The sequence below is a fragment of the Actinopolymorpha pittospori genome (genome assembly GCF_014873875.1).
In the GTDB taxonomy this organism is placed as follows: domain Bacteria; phylum Actinomycetota; class Actinomycetes; order Propionibacteriales; family Actinopolymorphaceae; genus Actinopolymorpha; species Actinopolymorpha pittospori.
Genome location: NZ_JADBEM010000001.1, coordinates 5,701,408 through 5,725,299, shown reverse-complemented (window position 1 = coordinate 5,725,299; position 23,892 = coordinate 5,701,408). Strand labels below are relative to the sequence as shown.

Here is a 23,892-nt window from a genome sequence, read left to right as displayed (position 1 = left end):
GCCATCCGCAGCACGGCCATCCGCAGCACCGCCATCCACAACGCAAGCCACCCGCGGCACAGCCAGTCGCGTCCACCCATCGCAGAGTCGCCGGAGGAACCGTGTCAGAACGCCACGTCGGCACCCGTCACCGGGCGGCCGACGGCCATCCCCCTCGCCCGCGTCGACCGGTCGCGCTCGCCGTCTTCTTCGCCCTGGTGGGATTCGCCCCGGCCAACTGGCTGGTCCGCGTTCCTGACGTCAAGGCGCAGGTCGAGGCGTCGGCGAGTCAACTCGGGCTGGTCCTGCTGTGCGGCTCGATCGGCGGGTTGGCGGCCGTCACGGTAGCCGGGCGGGTGTGCCTGCGGTTCGGCACCCGACGGGTCATGGTCGTCGCGAGCGCCGGGCTCTGCGCCGCGCTCGTGCTCCCGGGCCTGGTCACCTCCGTGCCCGCGCTCGGTGCCTCCCTCGCCCTGATCGGGGTCATGCAGAGCACGTTCAACATCGCGCTCAACAGCAGTGCGGTGGAGATCGCGGCGGCGAGTGGGAACCCCATGATGCCCACGCTGCACGGCATCTACAGCGTCGGCGGACTCGTCGGCGCCGCCGTCGGTGGCTTCGCCTCCGAACGCCTCACGCCCGTGCTGCACCTCAGCATCACCGCCGGGTTGGGCCTGCTCGTCACGCTGGTCTTCGGGACCTCGATGCTCCGCGCCGAGCGGGCGAGCGCCGCCACCGGTGTCGAGAGCGGTACGTCGGCGAACACCCGACCGGCCGTCGGCCCGTGGCGCAGCATCCGCTGGATCGTGCTCGGCTTCGGCGTGATCGCGGCATGCACGGCCTACAGCGAGTACGCCAACAACAACTGGGCAACTCTCCATCTTCGCGAGGACCTCGGGGCAACGGCAGCTGTCGCCGGCTACGGCTTCGCGTGTTACTCGTGCGCGATCGCGGGTGGCAGGTTCCTCGGCTCGCGGCTGATCCGGCGCCTCGGAGACACGACCGTCCTGACCGGAGGCTTCCTCCTCGCGGCGGTCGGCGTCCTGATCGCCGGCTGGGCGGCGCACCTCCCGGGCGGACTCGCCCTCGCCTTCGCCGGCTACATCGTGCTCGGACTCGGGCTCGCCAACATCTTCCCCATCGCCATCTCCCGCGGTGGGGCACTCGGCGGGCCGCGCGGAGTCAGTCGGGTCTCGATGGTCTCCACCGTCGGCACCCTCAGTCAGGCACCCGTGATCGGGTTCCTCACCGACCGCCACAGCCTGCCCCTCGCGCTGTCGAGTGTCGCGGTCCTGGCCGTGATCGCGGCCGCCCTCGCCCTCGGCCTGCGGCGCTGGAGCCAGTCCGCCACCGCCGACCCCGACGCGCACCCGACCGAAGCAGCCGACTCCGACCGGACCGGCCCCTCCCACGGACCGGGCGACACCGCGCCGGCCGGCGCGCCGACGCCCACGGGCGTCCCCACCGTGCTCCCCCGATCGAACGCCGTACCCCCACCCTCCGAAGGGAGGAAACCGTGACCGACCGCTACCAGACGCTGCTCCCGCGCCCACGCCAGGCGACGCGGACCTCCGGCAGCTACGAACTCACCGCGGACACCACCCTCGTCGCCGCGCCCGGAGCCGAAGGCGCCGCCCGGACGCTTCGCGAGTTGCTCGCCCCGCTGCGCCTGCCCCTGCGGGACGCCGCGGAGGCCGGCGCGGCCGGTGCGGTGACGGTCCGCCTGGACGGTTCACTCGACCCCGAGGGGTACCAGCTTCGCGTGCACGAGCAGGGCGTCGACGTCGTCGGTGCCGACGAGGCCGGTGTCCGCCACGCCACCCAGACGCTTCGTCAACTGCTTCCTGACGACGCCTGGCGGACGGTCGCACCGAGGGGCACCCGCTGGGTCGTCGAGTGCGGCGAGATCTCCGACGCGCCCGCGCTGTCGTGGCGCGGCGCGATGCTCGACGTGTCGCGGTACTTCTTCCCCAAGCGGACCCTGATGCGGTACGTCGATCTGCTCGCCATGCACCGCTACAACCGCCTGCACCTGCACCTGACCGACGACCAGGGATGGCGGATCGAGAGCCGTCGCTACCCCGAGGTCCACCAGATCGGCAGCCACCGCCCGCACACCCAGGCCGGGCGCGACCGCAAGGCCGGCCGCAACGACGGCACGCCGCACGGTGGCTACTACACCCTGGACGATCTCGCGGAGATCCACGCGTACGCCGAAGAGCGCGGCGTCCTGCTGGTGCCCGAGATCGACCTGCCCGGCCACTCCTCCGCGCTGCTCCAGGCCCGGCCGGAGTTCGGTGTGGGCAGCCACCAGGTGCTGACCGGGTGGGGCATCTCCTCCGGTGTCGTCAAGCCGCTCCCCGCGACCGTCAGCTTCCTCGGTGAGCTGCTCGACGAACTCCTCGACGCCATGCCGGTGCCCTACGTCCACCTCGGCGGGGACGAGTGCGTCATCACCGACTGGGCGACCGACCCGGAGATCACGGCGTACCAGCAGGAACTCGGCATCGCCGAGCCGATCGGCCTGCACGGCCACTTCCTGCGCGAACTCGGCAAGCACCTGTCCGGACGCGGCGTGCGGATGGTCGTGTGGGACGAGGCGTTCGTCACCGGCGGCGTGCTCGAGGACTCGATCGTGATGGCGTGGCGCGGTGACTCGGTGGCCCGTCGCGCGGCCGCGGCCGGGTACGACGTCGTACGCACGCCGGTCTATCCGACGTACCTCAACTACGACCAGTCCGACCTCGCGGAGGAGCCGCTGTCCCAGGGCGGCCCGATCACCATCCCGGACGTCGCGGAGTTCGACCCGGCACCGGCGCAGTGGAGTGCGGAGGAGCGCGGGAAGGTGCTCGGCCTGCAGTTCCAGGCCTGGTCGGAGTACATCGCGCAGGAGCGGCACCTCGACTACATGATGTTCCCCCGCGCGAGCGTGCTGGCCGAGGTCGCCTGGACCGGTGCGCCGGTCGCCGACGACGACTACGCCGAACGCCTGCGCGCCCACCTTGGCCGGCTGGACGCGGCCGGCGTGGAGTACCGCCCGCTCGACGGTCCGCACCCCTGGCAGGGCGGCGGCACCGGCGACTGGCGGCGCCAGACCGGCTCGACCATGGCCGCCGAGCGCGTGCACCACGAGGAGATCTCCGAACTCGGCGAGGTCAAGCAGTCCTCGACCAACCCGGCCTCGACCAACCCGGCCTGACATCCCACAGCCAGCATCCACGAGGAGCGCACTGTGCCGCAAAGTCGCAGGGGCGCCGGCCCGGTGCCGGTGAACCGGTTGTATCCACTGACGGTCTTCTTCGCCGCCGACGGCGTGCTGTTCGCCAGCTGGGTCGTCCGGGTGCCCGAGATCAAGAACCAGGTCGACGCCTCCGCGACCGCGCTCGGACTGGCGCTGCTGTGCATGACGTTCAGCTCGGCGGTGTCGATGTACTTCGCCGGTGGACTGTGCGAGCGCTTCGGTACCCGCCGGTTGCTGGTGGCGTCGTTCCCCGCCGTGTGCGCCTGCCTGGTCCTGCCGGCGTTCGCCCGGACCGTGGTCGAGTTGGGCGGCATCCTGTTGTTGTTCGGCGCGATCTACGGCGTTCTGCTCGTCGCTCTCAACAGCGCGGCGGTCGAGGTGGAGACCGCCACCGGGCGGGCGATCATGTCGCCGCTGCACGGACTGTGGAGTGTCGGCGGCCTGATCGGCGCCGTGATCGGTGGGCTGCTCGCCGCCCACCTCGGCACCTTCGCCCACCTCGGCCTGATCTCGGTGGCCGGCCTCGCCGTCACGGCCGGGTTCGCCGCGCCGATGCTGAGGGCCGGCACGGCCAACGCGGTCGCGAAGGCCGGGGCCCACGAGGGGAAGCCGGCCGACGGACGACGGACGCCTGTCGGGATGGCGGTCGTCCTGCTGGGTGTGGTCGCCCTGTGCACGGCGTACGGCGAGGGCGCGGTGGGCGACTGGGGTGCACTCCACCTGCGCGAGGAACTCGGTGCGGCGGCGGGCGTCGCGTCGTACGGCTTCGGCGTCTACTCCGTGGCGATCGCGGCCGGCCGCCTCACCGGCGGCAAGCTGATCATGCGTCTCGGCGAGACGACGGTGCTGACCGGTGGGGCCGTGCTCGCCGCGGTCGGCATCCTCGTCACCGCGTGGGCCGGCAGCCTTCCACTCGCCTTCGTGGGGCTGCTGGCCGTGGGCCTCGGACTCGCGAACATGTTCCCCGTCGCGATCGCGAAGGCCGGCGCGATCGGCGGATCGCGTGGTGTCGGGCTGGCCTCCACGATCGGCAACACCGGCATGCTCGCCGGCCCGCCGATCATCGGGTTCCTGACGGACCAGATCGGACTGCCCGCTGCCCTGAGCACGGTGGCCCTCCTCGCGCTCGTCGCCGGCGGACTCGGCCTGCTGCTGCGGGCGCGGGCGGCCGGCCCGGCGGGTCGCCCGGAGGTGCGTCCCGAACCAGCGGACGTGCCCTGACCTTCCGACGATCATCGACGGTCCGTTGGGCTTCTTCGACTGGTCGAAGCCCAACGGACACAGTTTGGTCACGCTGTGTAAATTTTCTAGTGTTTTCGTCTCGCTGAGTAACTTCACCATGAAACGGTCATGCGGGTAGGCAACCCACCTCTTCCCCATACGGAGCGGCCAGGTCCGCTCCACGGAGGAGTGCAATGCGCCCACCGCAGCGTCGCGTGGCCCGGGTGACCTGGCAGGTCGCCTTCGTGGTCGGCGTGCCCGCGCTCGCCTTCGCGAGCGCGGTGGCTCCGATCGCTGCCGCCGACGGTGCGGACGGCGCCCGGTTCGCGGGGGCCGAACCCTCCGTCGTCAGGGCCCTCGACCGGCCGCGGGTGAGTGAGGACTTCGACGTACGCCACGGTCGGCTGGCCCCCTCCGCCGACCAACGCAGGGCGGTCGAGCGACTCGAGGCCACCGTGCGCTGGACGAGATTCGGCACGGCGGCCGTCCTGACCCGCGTCGACGGCCCCCTCGCGTCCGGGGTCCCCGGATCTCCTGCCCAGGCGGCCCGCCGGTTCCTGGCGCAGAACCGGGTGTTGTTCCGGATGTCGCAGGCGCGGGTCGGTTCGCTCGAACTGCTCCAGGACGCCGCCCTCACCGACGGCGGGGCGGCGAGCCGCTCCGAACCCGTCCTGCTGGCGGCCCCCTCGAGCGCGCCCGGGTCCGGCAGCCGTGCGCACGTGGTGGTGTTCCGCGAACGCTTCGGCGGCCTCCCCGCCGCCGCCGGAGGACTCGTCACCGTCGCCGTCGCCGGCGACGAGATCGTGTACGTCACCTCCTCGGCCTACGGCGACGCGCCGACGCCCGCCCGCGCCCGGCTGAGCCCTGTGACGGCGTGGCTCGCCGCCGCCGCGGCCGCCGGCCGCCCGGTGAGCAAGGAGGCGGTGGGACCTGTCGCCACGGCCACCGACCCCCGACAGTGGACGACGTTCAGCGTCACCGGACTGGCCCAACTCCAGCAGGTTCGCCTGGTCGGCGTCGGCGTCCCCCACCAGGGAGCCCGGCCGGCCTACGAGGCCAACGTCGTCGACGTCCAGGACGGCACCGCGCTGGCCTCGACGTCGTTCGTGGACGCCGTCACCGGCAGGGTGCTGGTCCGCCACAACCGTGTCGACCATCTCCTCGGCCCGGGCCGACCGCTGTGGCGGCCATCCGGAGCCGCCGCGCCACCGGACGCGGAGCCCGCCACCGAGTCGGCCTGCCTGCCCGGCTGCGGCATCCTGGTCCAACCGGAGGCCGCCGTTCCGGCGTGGCACGCGCTCGGGGACTCCGACGCGCTCGCGGTGCCGGGCGTCCTCGCGGCGCCGGACCTGGACCACAACGGGACCGCCGACAACAACACCGCGCACACGATCCCGGCCTGGGACAGCCCCTTCGCACCCGTGATGGCACGGCCGGCCCGCCCGCGAGCGCCGACCGGGGCCACCTCGCCCGCACCACCTCTGTCCGCGGCCCTCGCTCCGTCCTCCGCCCCGGCCTCCGCCTCCGGCCCGGCCTCGGAACCGTCCCTCGCACCGTCGGTGAGGTTCACGGACACGTGGCGCACCTCCCGCTGCGACACCTCGGTGCTGGAGCCGGGCGGGAACGACGTCGGCGCGGCGGTCGCCAACGTCTTCACACTGCACACCCGGTTGCACGACTGGACCTACCGGCTCGGCTTCACCGAGGACCGCCACAACCTGCAGGAGGAGAACGGCAGCGCCGGCGGCCTCGACGGCGACCGTGAGGTCGGCTACGTCCAGGCCGACGCGGTGAGCGGCGGCTATCCGACGTACCAGGGCCGCAACGACGCCAACCAGGTCACTCTCCAGGACGGACTGCCCGGCGTCTCCAACCACTATCTCTTCCAACCCGTCGCCGGGCAGTGGTACGGCCCCTGCGTCGACGGCGCCTTCGACGCGAGCGTGGTCGCACACGAGTACGCCCACGCGGTGACGAACCGCCTCGTCGGTGGTCCCGACTCCGGCATCACCTCCGCGCAGGGACGCGCCGTCGCGGAGGGCTGGTCGGACGTGCTGGCGGCTGAGTACCTACTCGAGGAGGACGGCCGGGCCGACACCACGGCGCCGACGATCGGTGCGTACGTCGCCGGCAACAGCGCCCGAGGGGTCCGCAACTACCGGCTCGACGCCAACCCGCTCAACTACGGCAACGTCGGCTACGACCCCGCGGGCGGACTCGGCGCCGACGGCGAGATCTGGGCGGCGGTCAACTGGGACGTCCGGCGGGCCCTGGTCGAGAAGTACGACGACGTCGCCCCGTCCGGCGACCCGGACCTCCAGCGACGCTGCGCGGACGGCGCACTGCCGGCGGCGAGCTGTCCGGGCAACCGGCGCTGGATCCAACTCGTCCTCGACTCGCTGCTGCTCCAGCAGAGCAACGTCTCCATGCTGGATGCCCGCGACGCGCTGCTCGCCGCCGACCGGCTGCGCTTCGGTGGCGCCAACCTCGAGGACCTGTGGGAGGTGTTCGCGGCCCGGGGCATGGGCGCGCACGCCACGCCCCAGGTGGGCAGCCGACGCGGGCAACCGGACTTCACGGTGCCCGAGTTCGTCCGGTCGTCCCGGGCGCACGGCCGGCTCGCGATCGGGGTGATCTCGCGACCGCTCGGGCACCCGATCGCCAACGCCAGGATCTACGTGGGCCGCTTCGCCGACCCCTCGACACCGATCGCCGACACCGATCCGGCCACGCCGCTGGATGACACGATGCGCTTACTCCCCGGCCGGTACGAGCTCACCTGGAGCGCCCCCGGCTTCGGGATGGGCCGCGCGAGCGTCTCGGTCGCGAGCTACCGCACCCGCTACCTCACGCTCTTCCTGAGCCGCAACCTCGCCTCGCGCAGCAACGGCGCGCGGATCGTCGAACGCGCGGGCCCTCAGGTCGCCGGTTCAGGCCCGCAGCGGGCCGCCGTCCTCGACGACCACGAGAGCACCGGCTGGTCGGTCGCCGGACGGACGCCGAACGCACGTGGAACCACGGTCACGGTCGACCTGGCCGGAACCGCGCCCCGGTGGGTACGCTCCGTGCGGATCAGCGCGGTCACCGCCGACCGGTTCGCCGCGCTGCGGGGGTTCGCCGTCGAGACCTGCACCACCCGGGCGGACGCGCCGTGCGACCAACCGCGAGGGCGCTGGCACCGGACCTTCACCTCGCCCCCGCGCGCCTTCCCCGCCACCCGCCCGTGGCCCGTGACGACCGACCTGACGTTCCGCGACTTCGACATACCCGACACCAGGGCCACCCACCTCCGCCTGGTCGTCCTCGACACCCAGTGCACGGGCAACCCGGTCTACCAGGGCGAACAGGAGTCGGACCCGCTCGCGACCTCCGACTGCCACACCTCGGCCCAGGTCGGCAGAGTCGCCCTGGCCGAGCTGATGGTCTACGGCAGCGACGCCCGGAGTCGGCGGGCTCCCACCTCCTCGGCGGTGTGGGACTGATGGCTCCTCCGCCATGAACGCTCCCGGGGCCCTGGCTGCGCTCGATCGCCCGAGGTCCCGGGAGGCACCACGCACGAGGCCCCGGGGATCACTCCCCGGGGCCTCGTCACGGGCTCCTGCTCAGTCGAAGTCCGGGCCGCGGGTCCGACTCCGCTTGAGCTCGAAGAAACCGTCGGTCTGGGCGACGAGGACTACGCCGTCCCAGAGCTTGCCGGCGTCCTCACCGCGTGGGATCGGCGAGACGACCGGTCCGAAGAACGCCGAACCCAGCACGCTGATCACCGGCGTACCGACCTCGTAGCCCACCTGGTCCATGCCCTGCGCGTGGCTCTTGCGGAGAGCGTCGTCGTAGTCCTCGGAACCGGCGGCCTCGACGAGGTCGCGGGGCAGGCCGGCGGCCTCCAGCGCCTCCTCGTAGGTCGCGCGGTCGCGCTGCTTCTTCTCGTGGTGGAACCTGGTGCCCAGCTCGGTGTAGAGACGGCCCAGCACGGGGCTCGGGTCCTCACCCGCCTCCTCAGCCCGCTGTGCGGCGGCGATGGCCATCCGCACCGGACCCCACGCGGTGTCCATCGACTTCTTGTAGTCCTCGGACACGTCGCGGCCGGAGTTCAACACGGCAAGGCTCATCACGTGCCAGCGAACCTGCACCGGACGCACCTTCTCGACTTCCAGAATCCAGCGCGAGGTGATCCAAGCCCAGGGGCACACCGGGTCGAACCAGAAATCAGCGACCACCCGATCGTCGGCCATTGTCACTCCTTCGTCACGTCACTTCGAGACAGACTCACGTCAGAACCAGTCAGGATCGGGTCAACGCTGGCACAGCTACCTCCAGCGTCGTCCGGGCACTCCCCCGCCGCGCACGGACCCCAGTGGGGAAACCCGACCGAGCCCGTCGGCATTCCCGGTCTCGGTCGCGCTCCGTGTCCTGCCGCCCACGTCGCCGGGACTGGCGCCGGGAGTGGCACCGGAACTGGCGCGGGACGGATCTTGTCCAGGACCTGGCGCGGCTGGCGCACGGATGCCGTCCCCGCGTCGGTGATCTTGCCCGGATCCCGCCCCGGGTGGGCGTCGCCGCGCCGTCGGCCAACTCACTCGCCCACCACCTGCACCGCGTGGAAGGATGGCACCCATGCCAGGCGCCAACCTCACTCGCGACGAGGCCCGTGAGCGGGCCCGCCTCCTGTCGGTCGACGGGTACGACGTCAACCTCGACCTGACCTCAGCCATCGACCAGCAGGCCAAGACGTTCTCATCGACCACCGTGATCCGGTTCACCAGTACCGAGCCGGGCGCGAGCACCTTCGTCGACCTGATCGCTCCGCGCGTACGCGAGGTGACCCTCAACGGCCGCTCCCTCGACCCGAGCGAGGTCTACGACGGCGCCCGCATCGCGCTTTCCGATGTCGCCGCCGACAACGAGGTGCGCATCGTCGCCGACGCGGCGTACATGAACACCGGCGAGGGGCTGCACCGGTTCTTCGACCCGGTCGACCAGCAGGCCTACCTCTACACGCAGTTCGAGGTGCCGGACGCCCGGCGGATGTTCGCGACGTTCGAGCAGCCCGACCTCAAGGGCACCTTCCAGCTCACCGTCACCGGACCCGCCGACTGGCAGGTCGTCTCCAACTCCCCCACCCCGGAGCCGGAGCCGCTGCGGGAGGGTGTGGCGGTCTGGCGGTTCGAGCCGACGCCGAGGATCTCGACCTACATCACCGCGCTCGTCGCCGGGCCCTACCACGTGGTCAGGGACAGCTACGCCGGCCGCGACGCCGAGATCCCGCTGGGCGTCTTCTGCCGGCGTTCGATCGCCGAGCACCTCGACGCCGAGGAGATCATCGACGTCACGAAGCGCGGGTTCGCGTTCTTCGAGGAGCTCTTCGACTATCCGTACCCGTTCGCGAAGTACGACCAGCTGTTCGTGCCCGAATACAACATGGGCGCGATGGAGAACGCGGGCTGCGTGACGCTCCGCGACGAGTACATCTTCCGTAGCCGGGTGACCGACGCCTACTACGAGTCCCGCGCCACCACGATCCTGCACGAGCTCGCGCACATGTGGTTCGGCGACCTGGTGACCATGCGCTGGTGGGACGACCTCTGGCTGAACGAGTCCTTCGCCACCTATGCCAGCGTGCTCTGCGAGTCCGAGCGCACCCGTTGGTCGCACGCCTGGACGACGTTCGCCAACACCGACAAGACCTGGGCCTACCGCCAGGACCAGCTTCCCTCCACCCACCCGATCTCGGCCGACATCCGTGACCTCGAGGACGTCGAGGTCAACTTCGACGGCATCACCTACGCCAAGGGCGCGAGCGTGCTCAAGCAGCTCGTCTCGTGGGTCGGGCGGGAGGAGTTCTTCGCCGGACTCCGCCACTACTTCAAGACCTACGAATGGCGCAACGCCACGCTCGCCGACCTGCGTGAGGCGCTGGAGGAGACCAGCGGGCGCGACCTCGACGCCTGGAGCAAGGAGTGGCTGGAGACGGCCGGAGTCAACACGCTCCGCGCCGACTTCGAGCTCGACGCCGACGGAAAGTTCAGCTCCTTCGCCGTCCTCCAGTCCGCGATCGCGGAGCAGCCGACCCTGCGGTCCCACCGAGTCGCGCTGGGCCTCTACGACCTCGTCGACGGCAAGCTCGTCCGCAGCCACCGGGTCGAGCTGGACGTCGTGGGTGAGCGCACGGAGGTGCCTGACCTGGTGGGCCGCGCACAGCCCGACCTGGTCCTCCTGAACGACGACGACCTGACCTACGCGAAGATCCGCCTCGACGAGCGGTCGCTCGCGACGCTGGTCAACCACGTCGGCGACTTCACCGACTCCCTGCCGCGGGCGCAGTGCTGGACCGCGGCCTGGGACATGGCCCGGGACGCCGAGATGGCCGCCCGCGACTACATCGCGCTGGTCCTCACCGGAGTGGCGAGCGAGCCCGACATCAACGTCGTCCAACTCCTGCTCCGTACCGCCTCCTCCGCGGTCGAGATCTACACCACGGACGAGCGTCGGGAAGAGACGCGCCGGGCCTTCGCGGCCGGCGTACTCGCGCTCGCCCAGGACGCCGAGCCGGGCAGTGACCACCAGCTCGCGCTGATGCGTTCGTTCGCGTCGACCGCCGTGGACGAGCACGCCGGCTACCTCAGCGACATCCTCAACGGCGCGATCGCCCTCGAGGGTCTTGCCGTCGACGCCGAGCTGCGCTGGCTCCTCGTCCAGAACCTCGCCCGGCTGGGCGCCATCGGCGACGCCGAGATCGACGCGGAGCTGGAGCGTGACGGCACCATCAAGGGTCAGGAGGAGGCGGCGCACGCCCGCGCGGCGCTGCCGTCCGCCGAGGCCAAGGCACGGGCCTGGGAGGTCGCCGTCGACCGCGACGACGTACCCAACCAGACGCAGTTCAAGACGATCCGCGGCTTCTGGCAGCCGGCGCAGGAAGAGCTGCTGGCGCCCTACGTCGACCGTTACCTCGACGCCGCCGGCTGGGTGTGGGACCGCAAGGCCAACGAGATGGCGCAGTACGTCCTGATCGGCCTGTTCCCCCGCCAGCTCGCGACCCAGGACACCGTCGACCGGGTACGGGCCTGGCTCGACAAGACGCAGCCGGTACCCGCCGTCCGCCGCCTGGTGGAGGAGGGTGTCGCCGACGTCGAGCGCGCGCTGCGGGCCCAGGAGCGCGACGCACAGGTCTGACGCGACCCGGTCCGTCGGATCGGCGGACCCAGACGAGGACGCCCCGCCCACTCACGCAGTGGGCGGGGCGTTTCGCGTCGTTCAGTCGGCGCCGAGTTCGCGGTCGCAGTGGCGCGCCACCGCGTCGTCCAACTCCGCCGGCCAGTCAACGCCGTGGGCCTCCAGGGTCGACCGGCCTTCTGACCGCCACACCGCCGCGGTCGCCCGCATCGCGGGGATCACGGACCCGGGTTGGGGCGAGGGACCGGGCAGGCCCTCCAGGACCGCACGCTGGCTCGGCGTGAGCTTCGCGCTCCACTGCTTCACGCCCATGGGGGGCAGCGGCTGGTTGGCCTCGACGAAGAGTTGGTACAGCATCGCCTGCGCCTGCTGCACGCCGACGGCCACGCACAGCCAGTCCTCGCGCGCCACCATGGCCGGGAAGATGGCGTGCTGTCGGAGGAACTCCTCCACCAGGGAGGCCATCCGCTCACGGTTCGGCCCGGGCTGCGTCGCGGGATCGGGAACGACCGCATCGAGCTCGTCACGGTCGAGGACGACGAGCCGGCGCCGATGCGGGGTGTCCGGGAGACCCGCGACGGGTTCGGTGATGACGTCCAGGCGCAGGCACTCCGGTGTTGTCGAGTAGAAGCAGCCGGCCGCGTGCGGCAGTGGTCGCGCGAGCACGGTAGGCGTGACCGTGGCGAGCCACTCCTGCCAGGACGCCGCGAACTCAGCGAAGTCGTCGTCGCGGACCGCGAGGATGACGTCCAGGTCCGAACCCGCGTCCGCCACTCCGCGGGCGAGCGATCCGGACAACCACATCGCCCGGATCCGTTCGTCCGGCTCGACGACCGCGAGCAGTCGGTCGAACAGTGTGCGGTAGCCGGCCGGCAGCGGATCGAGCGCAGCGGGCCGCCGCTCGAGGAACAGTTCACTCACAAGACCTCCCGACGTCGGGCCAGGTGTTGCGGTGCTGCGGAGTTGCGATGCTGCTGAGTTGCGGCGCTGCTGAGTTACCGAGAAGAGAGGAGAGCTACTCCTCGTCGGTGTGGACGGTGCGAGGCTGCCGAGCGTGGTCGCCCAACTGTTGCAGTCCGGCGACGAGGCCACCGACGAGATCGCCGTCGGCGAAGGCCGAACGCATCGCGAGGACCACGAGCTCGCAGTCGGTGTCACTGAGCACCCGCCGGGCCTCGGTGCCGGTGACGACCTCCACCAGATGGTGAACGGGATCCACCAGCACCAGGACGCTGTGCGGCGCGTTGGGGAGTCCGGCGTGCAGACGCTCGGCGAACAACCGCGCGTCGCCCTCGGACGGTCCGACGTAGGCCGAGAAAGGCAGTCCGGAGATCTGTTCGGCTACCCGGACAGCGCGTTCGATCTCGCTGCGCTCCCGTGGGCCGAACGTGTCACCAACGGCCACCCGCGCCCCCTCGAGTCACGGCGGAAGCCTTCGCCTCGGACAGCTCGTCCGTCGTCGAGTCTCCGGTCGGGATCGCCTCGTCGTCTGGACGTGCGCCGAACCACTCCGGCTGCCCGCTCCACTCCACGCCGGGCTGCAGATTCGCACCACGGACCAGCGAGGGGGCGACCACCAGGAGCGCGATCAACGCGAACAGCGCCACCGGAATACCGACGTAGATGCCGAGCACCTCCAGGAGGGGCATCGGTGCGCTCTTCGTCCAACTGTCGGGCGTCTCGGCCAGTGCCACTGAGGCTGTGCCGACCGCACCGACGCCCGTCAGGGCGCCCACAACGAGAACGCGGCGCAATGCGCGACCGATCATCGCCCTACCCTTCGTCACGAACCACACCGTACCCAGTGCTTCCTGGGAGCACGCGAGCGCCCCGGCCCACCTGCGCGCCGGACTCTACGCCGCCGGGCCCGAGAGCCAGCAGCCGAACTCGGCCTACCGGCAACACAGCGAAGCCTCCACACCATGGTGAGTCCGAGAAGCCGGCCCTAGAACGCAACGGGGTCAGGAACTCCCGAGGAAGCGCAAGCGAGGGTTGCGCCTCCTTCGACAGTGGCGGCGGACGAACACGACCGTGCCGAGGTGGCCGGAACGCCGGGCCCGACGTCGCCGAACGCTGAGGGCGACGCGGAGGTTACCGCACGACACACGACCGCGCCGCGACTTCCGACCGCGCGGCCGACATCGGACGTCCTACGGGCGATGCGACCCGCGTTCATTGTCGAAACGTGATCGACACGAGACCGGAACGTGGGACGAGGTGTGACCTGGACAACGCCGACAGTGGCTCGACGCCCTCCGAACGGGCGTGTATCGGTCGAACTTCTCGCCGGAACGGGCCCTCGAAAACCTCTGATTGTTCACCTGACCAGCAAGTCGGGTCAACCGCTCGATCACGAAAAGTCAAGCGCTATCACCTCTTGACGTGACGATCCACCTTGGTAGTAGCCTCCCGGCACAACATCATGGATCGACGGTCTGCCGTCCAGTTCGTGGCGTTTGTGGTGCCCAGTCACGACGGGCTCGACGATGCCCGTATACGGCCGTCCGCCTCGTGTGACCACCGCAGTTCTCTGAGATGGGAAAACGCTTCCCGAAGATCCGGAGCAGGCAGGATCTCGGCCAGCGTGTGTCGATTCGGTCACTGTTCCAAACGCAAACCAAGCCGCACCGCCAGTCACGTCGAGCACCCGGAGGAGCCAGGTACATGGCCGGAAACAGCCAAGGCCTCCTCGCGCGAAACCGCGCCCGTCCAACGCCGCCGTCCAGACGGCCGTCCAGCTCCGCCGAGACCGGCAGGTTCGGCCTGCTCGGTGCGCGGATACGCCGCGACTGGCTGGTGCTGGTCATCGGTCTACCGGGGCTCGCCGCGCTCCTGATCTTCCAGTACCTCCCGTTACTCGGGAACGTCATCGCCTTCAAGGACTACCAGCCCTATCTCGGTATCCAGGCGAGCCCGTGGGTGGGGTTCAGTAACTTCCAGGTCATCTTCAACGGCGATCCGACGTTCATCGCCGCCCTGGTCAACACGCTGGTCATCAGCCTGATCCAGGTCATCTTCGTCTTCCCCGTGCCGATTGCGCTCGCGCTCCTGCTCAACAGCGTGATGTTCGACTGGGTGAAGCGGTTCGTGCAGTCGGTCGTCTACCTGCCGCACTTCCTGTCCTGGGTCATCGTCGTCGCGTTGTTCCAGGAGATGCTCGGCAACGCGGGCATGCTCAACACGTTCCTGCGCGAGCACGACTGGGCGACGCTGCAGATCATCGGTGCGCCCGACCTCTTCAAGGGCCTCATCACCAGCCAGGTCATCTGGAAGGAGACCGGCTGGAACACCATCATCTTCCTGGCCGCTATCTCACGGGTCGACACGAGCCTGTACGAAGCGGCCGCCGTGGACGGCGCCAACGGGTGGCGCCGACTGTGGCACATCACGCTTCCTTCGCTGCGCAGCCTCATCGTCCTGCTGCTGATCCTGCGACTCGGCCACGTGCTCAACGTCGGGTTCGAGCAGATCATCCTGCAACAGAACGCGGTCGGGCGGGATGCCAGCGAAGTGCTCGACACGTACGTCTACAACAACGGCATCCTGGGCGGTAACTGGGGCGTCTCGACAGCGGTGGGTCTGGTGAAGGGCCTCGTCGGCGTCGCGCTCATCGTCGGTGCCAACAAGGTTGCCCACATCTTCGGGGAACGAGGTGTCTACAGCCGATGAAGGCCGCGACGCGTCCCATCTGGATGGACAAGCCCTCACCACTCACGACGGCGTTGAAGTGCGTCACGCTCATCATCGTCTGTCTACTGGTGCTCATCCCGTTCCTCGCGGTGATCTCCACGAGCCTCGCCGACCAGAAGGCCCTCACCGAGGCCGGCGGGTTCCTGTTGTTCCCGAAGGACCCCTCGTTCGACTCCTACAAGGCGGTGCTCGCCGGCGGTGTCGTCACCCGGGCGCTCTTCGTCAGCGTCGCCATCACGGTCGTCGGAACGTTCCTCAGCCTCGCCGCCACGACCGGCCTTGCGTACTCCCTGAGCCGCCCGGGAAGCCTCCTGCACCGACCGATCCTGTTCGTGGTGCTCGGCAGCCTGCTCTTCGGCGCCGGCCTGATCCCCAACTACCTGGTGGTCAAGTCGCTCGGCCTGCTCGACAGCTACTGGTCGCTGATCCTGCCCGTGCTCATCAACGGCTTCAACGTCATCGTCATGCGGGCCTTCTTCATGGAGTTACCGGAGGAGCTCTTCGAGAGCGCGCGGATCGACGGTGCCAGTGAGTTCCACGTCCTCACCCGGATCGTGCTTCCACTGTCCAAGGCGGTGATGGCCGTCATCGGGCTGTTCTACGCCGTCGGCTACTGGAACAACTTCTTCCAGGCGCTCATCTACATCAACACCCCGGAGAAGTGGCCGTTGCAGCTGGTCCTCCGGACCTTCGTGGTCAACCAGGCGGCACTTGGTACCGACCAGCTCGCCGTCGGCGGCGAGGCACTACCGCCGCAGCAGTCGATCCAGATGGCGATCCTCGTCATCTCCATCGTTCCCATCCTGCTCGTGTATCCCTTCCTGCAGCGGCACTTCGCCAAGGGTGTGCTCGTCGGCGCAGTCAAGGGCTGACATCATCAAGGAGACAGTTCCATGGCACGACCTTCCGTCAGTCGCCGTACCTTCCTGAGGGGTGCGGGCGGCGCGGCCCTGCTGGCGTCGGGGGCCGGCTCGTTGCTCACCGCCTGTGGCAGCAGTGGTGCCACCTCGGAGGAGGCGCAGAAGAAGGCGGTGACGGCCAACAAGGCCGTGAAGCTGCCGACCAACGTGCCCTACACCGGCGTCCACCCGGACCTGGCGGGCGAGTTCGGCTACGTCCGGCCGGGCTTCTTCAGCTACCCGAAGGAGCACCCGAAGTCGGTCCAGGGTGAGGTCGGCTCGGGCGGGTCGGTCAGCGCGATGGCCAACATCTACTACCCCATCCCGCCGACCGCGCCCAAGAACAAGTACTGGGCCGAGCTGAACAAGCGGCTGAACGCCGACCTCAAGATGACGATGGTTCCGAACGCGGACTACACCAACAAGTTCGCGACCACCATCGCGGGTGGCGACCTGCCGGACTTCACCCAGATCATTCCGGTCGCGAACCTCCCGCAGCTGCTCGAGGCGAAGTTCGCCAACCTGACGGAGTTCCTCTCCGGCGACGCCATCAAGGACTACCCGAACCTCGCCAGCATCCCGGAGCGGTCCTGGCAGGCGTGCATCTTCAACGGCGGTATCTACGGCATCCCCGTTCCTCGCGACGCGGTTGGCGGCTTCCCCTTCATCCGGGCCGACATCTTCGAGAAGTTCGGGCTTCCGACCCAGCCGAAGGACTACGAGGAGTTCCACACCGTCGCCAAGGGGCTCTCCGACGCGAAGGCGAAGCGGTGGGCGTTCGCCACCGCGACCGCGGTCCGCGACCTCGGCCGCACGATGCTGAGCGCGCCGAACACCTGGCACAACGAGGGCGGCAAGCTCACTCACCGCAACGAGACGGAGCAGGAGCGTCGCGCGGTCGACATCGCCCGGCAGTTCTGGAAGGAAGGGCTGATCCACCCCGACGCGTTCGGGCAAGCAGTGCCGTTCAAGCAGTGGTTCAACGCCGGCACGATCTGCATCCACAGCGACGGCTACCAGGGCTGGACGCAGTACATCCAGGACAACGTCAACACCCCCGGCTTCAAGCTCGACCTGATGCTCGTTCCGGCCTACGACGGCGGTGGACCGGGCAAGATCTCCCACGGTGGTTCGACGTTCCTCAACGGGATGACGGGCATCAAGAAGGGCGACAAGACCCGGATCCAGGAGCTGCTGCGGATCGCCAACTGGCTGGCCGCACCGTTCGGGTCCGACGAGTACTTCTTCCGCCTGTACGGGCAGGAGGGTGTGCACCACACCATCGACAACAACGGCGACCCGAAGTACACCCCGGTCGGCCTGAGCGAGACGGTCATCCCGATCCGCTACATCGCCGAGGGACCGTCGGTCACCTACCAGCCGGGCCGTAAGGGTGACGTCGAGATCCAGCACACCTACGAACAGACCGTCGTGCCGGACGGAATCCCCAACCCCTGCCTCGGTCTGTACTCCAACACCCAGCAGTCCAAGGGCGCGACCATCGACGCGAAGCTCACCGACGAGATGAACGCCGTGATCCAGGGCCGCAAGCCGCTGAGCGCGTGGGACGACGCGGTCGCGACGTGGCTCAAGGAGGGCGGCGAGCAGATCCGCAAGGAGTACCAGGACCAGATCCAGGAGCGCGGCGCCAACACCAAGTAGCACCGGCCGTACTTCACGACGCGGCGTCGACTCCCCGGTGGGAGTCGGCGCCGCGTCGAATCACCGCGTAGTACAGACCTCCGCGTAGTGCGGCCCCAAGGTGCCGGTCGGCGACTTGCGGCCGCACCACGACGCTTCCTCGGCCAGTTCCTCAGCAGGAGCTGGCCGAGCGTGCTTTCTGACCGAATGTCCACGGCGACAACCAGTCGCCACCAGCGGCGAATGAGATACCCACGCAGTGTTTGCCAGTCCAGTCCCGCCCGGAGGTTAGCTGCTCCAGCCCCGTAGTTGATCCAGCTGGCGAGCCCCTCCGCTCCGTCGTTCCATCCTGCTCGTCGATCCCTTTAGGAGAGAAGCTCATGGCACGACCGTCTGTCAGTCGCCGTACCTTCCTGAGGAGTGCGGGCGGCACCGCCTTGCTGGTGTCGGGGGCCGGCTCGTTACTCACCGCCTGCGGAGGCGGAGGCGCGAACTCGGAGGAGGCGCAGAAGAAGGCCGTCACCGCCAACAAGGCCGTGAAACTGCCCGCGAACGTTCCGTACACCGGCGTCGACCCGGACCTGCCCGGCCAATTCGGTTACATCCGGCCGGGCTTCTTCAGTTACCCGAAGGAGCACCCGAAGTCGGTCGAGGGTGAGATCGGCTCCGGCGGTTCGGTCACCGCGATGGCCAACATCTACTACCCGCTCCCGCCGACGGCCCCCAAGAACAAGTACTGGGCCGAGCTCGACAAGCGGCTGGGGACGGATCTGAAGATTACGATGATCCCGAACTCCGACTACGGGAACAAGTTCGCCACCACGATCGCAGGCGGCGAACTCCCGGACTTCCTGCAGATGGGGTCGGTCCCGAACTTCCCGCAGCTGCTGGAGGCGAAGTTCGCCAACCTGACGGACCTTCTCTCCGGCGACGCCATCAAGGACTACCCGAACCTCGCCAGCATCCCGGAACGGTCCTGGGAACCCTGCATCTACAACGGCGGCATCTACGGCATCCCAGTGCCCCGTGACGCGGTCGGCGGCTTCCCGTTCATCCGCGCCGACATCTTCGAGAAGCTCGGCCTGCCCACACAGCCGAAGAGCTACGAGGAGTTCCACACCATCGCCAAGGGCCTGACGGATCCGAAAGCGAAGCGGTGGGGGTTCGCCACCGCGACCGCGGTCCGTGACCTCGTTCGGACCATGCTCCACGCGCCCAACACCTGGCGCTACGAGAACGGCAAGCTCACCCACCGCAACGAGACGGAGGAGGAGCGCCGCGCCATCGACACCGCGCGGCAGTTCTGGAAGGAAGGCCTGATCCATCCCGACGCCTTCTCCCAGGCCGTGCCGTTCAAGCAGTGGTTCAACGCCGGCACGATCTGCATCCACAGCGACGGCTACCAGGGCTGGACCCAGTACATCCAGGACAACGTCAACAACCCCGGCTTCAAGCTCGACCTCATGGTCATTCCCGGCTACGACGGGGGCGAGGGGAAGATCGCCCACGGCGGCTCGAACTACAGCATGACGGCGTTCAAGAAGGCCGACAAGACTCGGCTCCAGGAGCTGCTCCGGGTCTGCAACTGGCTGGCCGCGCCGTTCGGGAGTGAGGAGTACTTCTTCCGCCTCTACGGGCAGGAGGGCGTGCACCACACCATCGACAACAACGGCGACCCGAAGTACACCCCTGTCGGACTGAGCGAGACGGTCATCCCGATCCGCTACATCGCCGAAGGGCCCTCGGTCACCTACCAGCCCGGCCGTAAGGGTGACGTCGAGATCCAGCACACCTACGAACAGACGGTCGTGCCGAACGGGATCCCGAACCCCTGCCTCGGCATGTACTCCAACACCCAGTCGACCAAGGGCTCCACCATCGACGGCAAGCTCACCGACGAGATGAACGCCGTGATCCAGGGCCGCAAGCCGCTGAGCGCGTGGGACGACGCGGTCGCGACGTGGCTCAAGGAGGGCGGCGAGCAGATCCGCAAGGAGTACCAGGACCAGATCCAGGAGCGCGGCGCCAACACCAAGTAGCACCGGCCGTACTTCACGACGCGGCGTCGACTCCCCGGTGGGGGGTCGGCGCCGCGTCGCCGTGTCAGGGGCATGTCTCGGGCATGTCCGGGCATGTCCGGGGGCATCCGGGGGCATCCGGGGCCACGCGCAGGACGCCGCCTCACCAGGTCGTTTCACCGGGTCGTGTCACCGGGCCCGCCGGGTGCGGGCATCTCGGACATAACGTCGCAAGGCGTGATCGAAGTGGCCTCTCCCCCGGATCGCGGGACACGCCCGAATACTGGCCTCCTGTTGGGGCTCGCCGGGCCGGGCTCTTAGGCTCGGGGACCATGGTCCGCCCGTCCCCGCAGCACCTGGATGCCCGCTGATGCCGTTCGCGCTCACCTGGAACGAGTTCACCGCCTACGCCGACACCCCCGCCCGCGTCGCGTTCCTGATCGTTCTCGGAGTCGCCCTCCGTGCGGTGCTGAACCGGCTCGTCGACCGCCTGGTGATCAAGACCGCCGGCCTCGAGCCACCAAGGCACTTCTTCGGCAGCGAGCGCGCGGCCCAGCTCATCGGCAACAACGGCACGCTCTACCACGAACGCCGTTCCCAGCGTGCGCACGCGCTCGGATCCCTGTTCAAGAGCATCACCACGGTCGTCATCGCCAGCATGGTGACGCTGACCGCGCTGAACCAACTCGGCTTCCAGCTCGCTCCCGTCCTCGCCAGCGCCGGCGTCGTGGGTGTCGCGCTCGGTTTCGGTGCCCAGAACCTCGTCAAGGACTTCCTCGCCGGCGTCTTCATGCTGCTCGAGGACCAGTACGGCGTGGGTGACGTGATCGACATGGGTCAGGCCTCCGGCACCGTGGAGGGCGTCGGCCTGCGGGTGACCAGGTTGCGGGACGGCGACGGTGTGCTGTGGCACGTGCGCAACGGCGAGGTACTCCGGGTCGGCAACAAGAGTCAGGGGTGGTCGAGCCTGGTGCTCGACGTGTCCGTCGCCTACGACGAGGACGTCGCGCAGGTCGAGCAGCTCGTCAACCAGGTCGGCCGCGAGCTGGCCGAGGACGAGAACTGGCGCGACCAGATCCTCGAGACGCCGCAGGTGGTCGGCATCGAGGAGGTCAACGGCTCGTCGCTGACGCTGCGGGTGATCGGCAAGTGCCGGCCCAACCAGCACTTCGGCGTGCAGCGGGAGTTCCGGCTGCGGCTGAAGGAGTTGTTCGACGCGAGGAACATCCGCGTCCCCACGCCGGTCTGGCCCGGCCAGCCAGGACAGTCCGGCGCCGCCCCCGGCACCCCCTGAGGACGCTCCTGCCGGGCCCCCGGCCCGACGACATGACAGCGGGCCTGTCCCGCGGACACGATCCGCGGGACAGGCCCGAGTGTCACTCCCCCACGTGGCGTCGACGACCCGACGACCAGCGGTGTTCAGACCGGCTGTGTTCGACCCAGCCGCGTTTCGAACCAGCCGCGTTTCGACCCAGCCGCGTTTCGACCCAGCCGCGTTTCGAACAAGCCGCGTTCAGACCAGCGCGGCGTCGAGGGTGATGGTGGTGCCGGCGAGCGCCTTGGAGACGGGGCAGTTCTCCTTGGCGTTCTGGGCCGCCGCGGCGAAGCCGTCCGCGTCCAGCCCGGGCACGCTGGCGCGCACGGTCAGGTGGATCCCCGTGATGCCCTCACCGGGCTGGAACGTCACGTCCGCCTTGGTGTCCACGGTCTGCGGCGGGGTGCCCGCCTGGGCGAGTCCGTGCGAGAGGGCCATCGAGTAGCAGGTCGAGTGCGCGGCGGCGATGAGCTCCTCCGGGCTGGTCCGGCCGTTCGGCTCGTCCTCGGCACGCGACGCCCAGGTGACGTCGTACTTCCCGAGTCCCGACGAGTCCAGCGAGACCTGGCCGCTCCCCTGCATGAGGGAGCCCTCCCAGTGGGCGTTCGCCGTACGCGTGGTTGCCATGGATCCTCCTCGATTGACACCGTGGTCGATTCGTTTCGTTTCGTCGTACGACGTCATCCTGCCCTGCTCACCTGCTTCCCGACGCGCAGCCCCTGGCTCGCCACGCGCACGTAACGCACCCGTCGGGTGACGGCTGGATGACCTTTGCGTCTGGATCTTGACCGGACAAGCCATCGCAGGGCAACATCGGCCGACACTTACCTGCCGCGCGCTGGCTCCGGCAGTAATTTTCTTCACCCAGCCCCGGGAGGACGCCCTATGCGGATCGTGAAACACCGGTTACGTGCAGCCGCGGCAGGCCTCGCCGCTCTGGTCTGCGCCGTCGGCGTCGTGCTCCCGACCAGCGTGGGGCATGCCGAGGAGCCCGCCAAGGCCCAGCCGACGCAGCTGATCGTCGCCGCGTCCCAGTCGGTCGACACGTTCAACCCGTTCATGTCGTTCTTCGCGATCGGCTACACCGTGGCGGGTCTGACCTACGACTCGCTGATCGACTGGAGCGCCAAGGACTTCAAGCCCTCCCCTGGCCTCGCCACCAAGTGGGAAGAGTCCGCCGACCACCTGACCTGGACCTACACGATCCGCAAGGGTGTGAAGTTCTCCGACGGCACGCCGCTCACGGCGCGCGACGCGGAGTTCACCTACCACCTGATGATGACGGACCCGGCCGCCCACGCGTCCTCCTCCGACCTGGTGGACAACTTCGAGAGCGTCTCCGCGCCCAACGACACGACGCTCGTCATCAAGCTCAAGCAACCCACCAACCAGATGCTCGCCCTGGACAACGCGATCGTCCCGAAGCACATCTGGGAGAAGATCGACAGCATCAAGGACTTCAAGAACTTCGACTTCCCGCTGGTCGGCTCCGGCCCGTTCCAGGTGGTCGAGTTCAAGACGGACCAGTTCATCCGGCTCAAGGCGAACAAGAACTACTGGGACGGCGCGCCCGCCTACGACGAGCTCGTGTTCCGCTACTACAAGACGCCCGACGCGAGCGTGCAGGCGCTGATCGCCGGCGAGGTCGACGTGGTGAGCGGGCTGACGCCGGCACAGTACGAGTCGCTCGCGAACCAGCCCGGCATCACCCGCAACCGGGCCCAGAACCGTCGCTTCAGCTCGATCACGTTCAACGTCGGCGCGCGCACCAAGAAGGGGCAGCCCTTCGGCGACGGGCACCCCGCGCTGAAGGACGTCCGGGTCCGGCAGGCGATCCACCACGCCATCGACAAGGACGAGTTGATCGCGAAGGTCAACGACGGGCTCGCCGAGCCTGGTGTGAGCTACGTTCCGCCGATCTTCAGCACCTACTTCTGGCAGCCGAGTGAGTCGGAGACGACGAAGTTCGACATCGCCGAGGCCAACCGCATCCTCGACGACGCCGGCTACAAGCGCGGCCCGGACGGCATCCGGCGGATGCCCGGCAACGGCCGGCCGCTGAAGTTCCGTCTGCTCAACCACGCCGACACCCCGTCGGAGGCCACCGACTCCGACTACCTCAAGGGCTGGTGGAAGCAGATCGGCATCGACACCGAGATCCAGAGCGCCGACTTCACCAAGCTCAACGACAACCTCTATCTCGGTAAGTACGACATCATCTTCTCCGGCTGGGGCGTGGGGCCAGACCCCACCTCGATCCTCAGCCTGCACACGTGCGGCGTGCTGCCCGACGACGCGACCGGCACCCAGCGCGACACCGACACGTTCTACTGCGACCCCGCCTACGACAAGCTGCACGAGGAGCAGAAGCGGGAGAGCGACATCCCGGCCCGGGCCGAGATCATCAAGCAGATGCAGCAGATCCTCTACACCAAGGCGCCGGTCATCGTCCTCCGGTACTCCGACACGCTCGAGGCCTACCGCAGCGACCGGTGGACCGGGTTCGTCAAGCAGCCCGCCGACCGCGGCATGATCTCCGGCCAGCAGGGCAACTGGGCCTTCGTCTCGGCGAAGCCGGTCGAGAAGGCGGAGGAGGAGACGGGCTCGCGCGTCGGTCTCTACCTCGGTGGAGGAGCCGCGGTCGTCCTCATCGCGGCCGCCGCCGGCGTGATCGCCCTCCGGCGCCGTTCTACCGCCGACGATCGGGAGTAGTTCCCC

The 23,892-nt window shown here is 69.2% G+C and carries 16 protein-coding genes; 11 read left to right on the top strand and 5 right to left on the bottom strand.

The window, feature by feature from the left end:
• The first annotated feature begins 101 nt into the window (after positions 1 to 101).
• From HEB94_RS26795 to HEB94_RS26780, 4 genes are all read left to right on the top strand, one after another.
• Complete coding sequence (locus HEB94_RS26795; RefSeq protein ID WP_192752462.1) at positions 102 to 1,499, top strand: MFS transporter; 1,398 nt, start codon at positions 102 to 104, stop codon at positions 1,497 to 1,499.
• On the top strand, positions 1,496 to 3,178 hold the full coding sequence (locus HEB94_RS26790; protein ID WP_192752461.1) for a family 20 glycosylhydrolase: 1,683 nt from the start codon (positions 1,496 to 1,498) through the stop codon (positions 3,176 to 3,178). Before HEB94_RS26795 ends, HEB94_RS26790 begins: the two co-directional genes overlap by 4 nt.
• 33 nt (positions 3,179 to 3,211) lie before the next feature.
• A complete protein-coding gene (locus HEB94_RS26785) occupies positions 3,212 to 4,441 on the top strand; it encodes an MFS transporter (RefSeq protein ID WP_192752460.1) in 1,230 nt (409 codons plus the stop codon).
• A gap of 194 nt (positions 4,442 to 4,635) precedes the next feature.
• Positions 4,636 to 7,923, top strand: a complete 3,288-nt coding sequence (locus HEB94_RS26780; protein ID WP_192752459.1) for a M36 family metallopeptidase — start codon at positions 4,636 to 4,638, stop codon at positions 7,921 to 7,923.
• Between the two features lie 120 nt (positions 7,924 to 8,043).
• Here HEB94_RS26780 and HEB94_RS26775 read toward each other — a convergent pair whose 3' ends face one another.
• Positions 8,044 to 8,673, bottom strand: a complete 630-nt coding sequence (locus tag HEB94_RS26775) for a mycothiol-dependent nitroreductase Rv2466c family protein (RefSeq protein ID WP_192752458.1) — start codon at positions 8,671 to 8,673, stop codon at positions 8,044 to 8,046.
• A gap of 382 nt (positions 8,674 to 9,055) precedes the next feature.
• On the opposite strand from HEB94_RS26775, the gene pepN reads away from it, so the two are divergent.
• The gene (gene pepN / locus HEB94_RS26770) at positions 9,056 to 11,611 is read left to right on the top strand and encodes an aminopeptidase N (RefSeq protein ID WP_192752457.1); all 2,556 of its coding nucleotides are present in this window, start codon (positions 9,056 to 9,058) and stop codon (positions 11,609 to 11,611) included.
• Positions 11,612 to 11,692: 81 nt separating this feature from the next.
• On the opposite strand, the gene HEB94_RS26765 is transcribed toward pepN, so the two are convergent.
• From HEB94_RS26765 to ctaJ, 3 genes are all read right to left on the bottom strand, one after another.
• Positions 11,693 to 12,532, bottom strand: a complete 840-nt coding sequence (locus tag HEB94_RS26765; RefSeq protein WP_192752456.1) for a nucleotidyltransferase domain-containing protein — start codon at positions 12,530 to 12,532, stop codon at positions 11,693 to 11,695.
• Between the two features lie 94 nt (positions 12,533 to 12,626).
• Complete coding sequence (locus HEB94_RS26760; RefSeq protein ID WP_192752455.1) at positions 12,627 to 13,016, bottom strand: DUF5130 family protein; 390 nt, start codon at positions 13,014 to 13,016, stop codon at positions 12,627 to 12,629.
• Positions 13,003 to 13,398 (bottom strand): aa3-type cytochrome oxidase subunit CtaJ, encoded by a 396-nt coding sequence (gene ctaJ / locus HEB94_RS26755; protein ID WP_192752454.1) that lies wholly within the window; start codon positions 13,396 to 13,398, stop codon positions 13,003 to 13,005. The genes HEB94_RS26760 and ctaJ overlap by 14 nt, the downstream gene beginning before the upstream one ends.
• A gap of 877 nt (positions 13,399 to 14,275) precedes the next feature.
• Here ctaJ and HEB94_RS26750 point away from each other — a divergent pair.
• The 5 genes from HEB94_RS26750 to HEB94_RS26730 all read left to right on the top strand — a co-directional run bounded on the left by HEB94_RS26750 (position 14,276) and on the right by HEB94_RS26730 (position 21,153).
• A complete protein-coding gene (locus tag HEB94_RS26750) occupies positions 14,276 to 15,280 on the top strand; it encodes an ABC transporter permease (protein ID WP_192752453.1) in 1,005 nt (334 codons plus the stop codon).
• Entirely contained in the window at positions 15,277 to 16,173 is an 897-nt protein-coding gene (locus HEB94_RS26745) for a carbohydrate ABC transporter permease (protein WP_192752452.1), read from the top strand. The genes HEB94_RS26750 and HEB94_RS26745 overlap by 4 nt, the downstream gene beginning before the upstream one ends.
• Before the next feature lie 21 nt (positions 16,174 to 16,194).
• Positions 16,195 to 17,862: a substrate-binding domain-containing protein gene (locus tag HEB94_RS26740; protein ID WP_192752451.1), complete on the top strand. Its 1,668-nt coding sequence runs from the start codon at positions 16,195 to 16,197 to the stop codon at positions 17,860 to 17,862.
• A gap of 359 nt (positions 17,863 to 18,221) precedes the next feature.
• On the top strand, positions 18,222 to 19,880 hold the full coding sequence (locus tag HEB94_RS26735; RefSeq protein ID WP_192752450.1) for an extracellular solute-binding protein: 1,659 nt from the start codon (positions 18,222 to 18,224) through the stop codon (positions 19,878 to 19,880).
• Positions 19,881 to 20,229: 349 nt separating this feature from the next.
• A complete protein-coding gene (locus HEB94_RS26730) occupies positions 20,230 to 21,153 on the top strand; it encodes a mechanosensitive ion channel family protein (RefSeq protein ID WP_192752449.1) in 924 nt (307 codons plus the stop codon).
• A gap of 219 nt (positions 21,154 to 21,372) precedes the next feature.
• Here HEB94_RS26730 and HEB94_RS26725 read toward each other — a convergent pair whose 3' ends face one another.
• Positions 21,373 to 21,801: an OsmC family protein gene (locus HEB94_RS26725; RefSeq protein WP_192752448.1), complete on the bottom strand. Its 429-nt coding sequence runs from the start codon at positions 21,799 to 21,801 to the stop codon at positions 21,373 to 21,375.
• 258 nt (positions 21,802 to 22,059) lie between these two features.
• Here HEB94_RS26725 and HEB94_RS26720 point away from each other — a divergent pair, with 258 nt between their 5' ends.
• Complete coding sequence (locus tag HEB94_RS26720) at positions 22,060 to 23,886, top strand: ABC transporter substrate-binding protein (RefSeq protein WP_192752447.1); 1,827 nt, start codon at positions 22,060 to 22,062, stop codon at positions 23,884 to 23,886.
• Positions 23,887 to 23,892: the final 6 nt, after the last annotated feature.

Coding starts and splice junctions, on each gene's coding strand:
- HEB94_RS26780 (WP_192752459.1), top strand. CDS start 4,636: ATGCGCCCACCGCAGCGTCGCGTGGCCCGGGTGACCTGGCAGGTCGCC.
- HEB94_RS26775 (WP_192752458.1), bottom strand. CDS start 8,673: ATGGCCGACGATCGGGTGGTCGCTGATTTCTGGTTCGACCCGGTGTGC.
- pepN (WP_192752457.1), top strand. CDS start 9,056: ATGCCAGGCGCCAACCTCACTCGCGACGAGGCCCGTGAGCGGGCCCGC.
- HEB94_RS26750 (WP_192752453.1), top strand. CDS start 14,276: ATGGCCGGAAACAGCCAAGGCCTCCTCGCGCGAAACCGCGCCCGTCCA.
- HEB94_RS26745 (WP_192752452.1), top strand. CDS start 15,277: ATGAAGGCCGCGACGCGTCCCATCTGGATGGACAAGCCCTCACCACTC.
- HEB94_RS26740 (WP_192752451.1), top strand. CDS start 16,195: ATGGCACGACCTTCCGTCAGTCGCCGTACCTTCCTGAGGGGTGCGGGC.
- HEB94_RS26735 (WP_192752450.1), top strand. CDS start 18,222: ATGGCACGACCGTCTGTCAGTCGCCGTACCTTCCTGAGGAGTGCGGGC.
- HEB94_RS26730 (WP_192752449.1), top strand. CDS start 20,230: ATGCCGTTCGCGCTCACCTGGAACGAGTTCACCGCCTACGCCGACACC.
- HEB94_RS26725 (WP_192752448.1), bottom strand. CDS start 21,801: ATGGCAACCACGCGTACGGCGAACGCCCACTGGGAGGGCTCCCTCATG.
- HEB94_RS26720 (WP_192752447.1), top strand. CDS start 22,060: ATGCGGATCGTGAAACACCGGTTACGTGCAGCCGCGGCAGGCCTCGCC.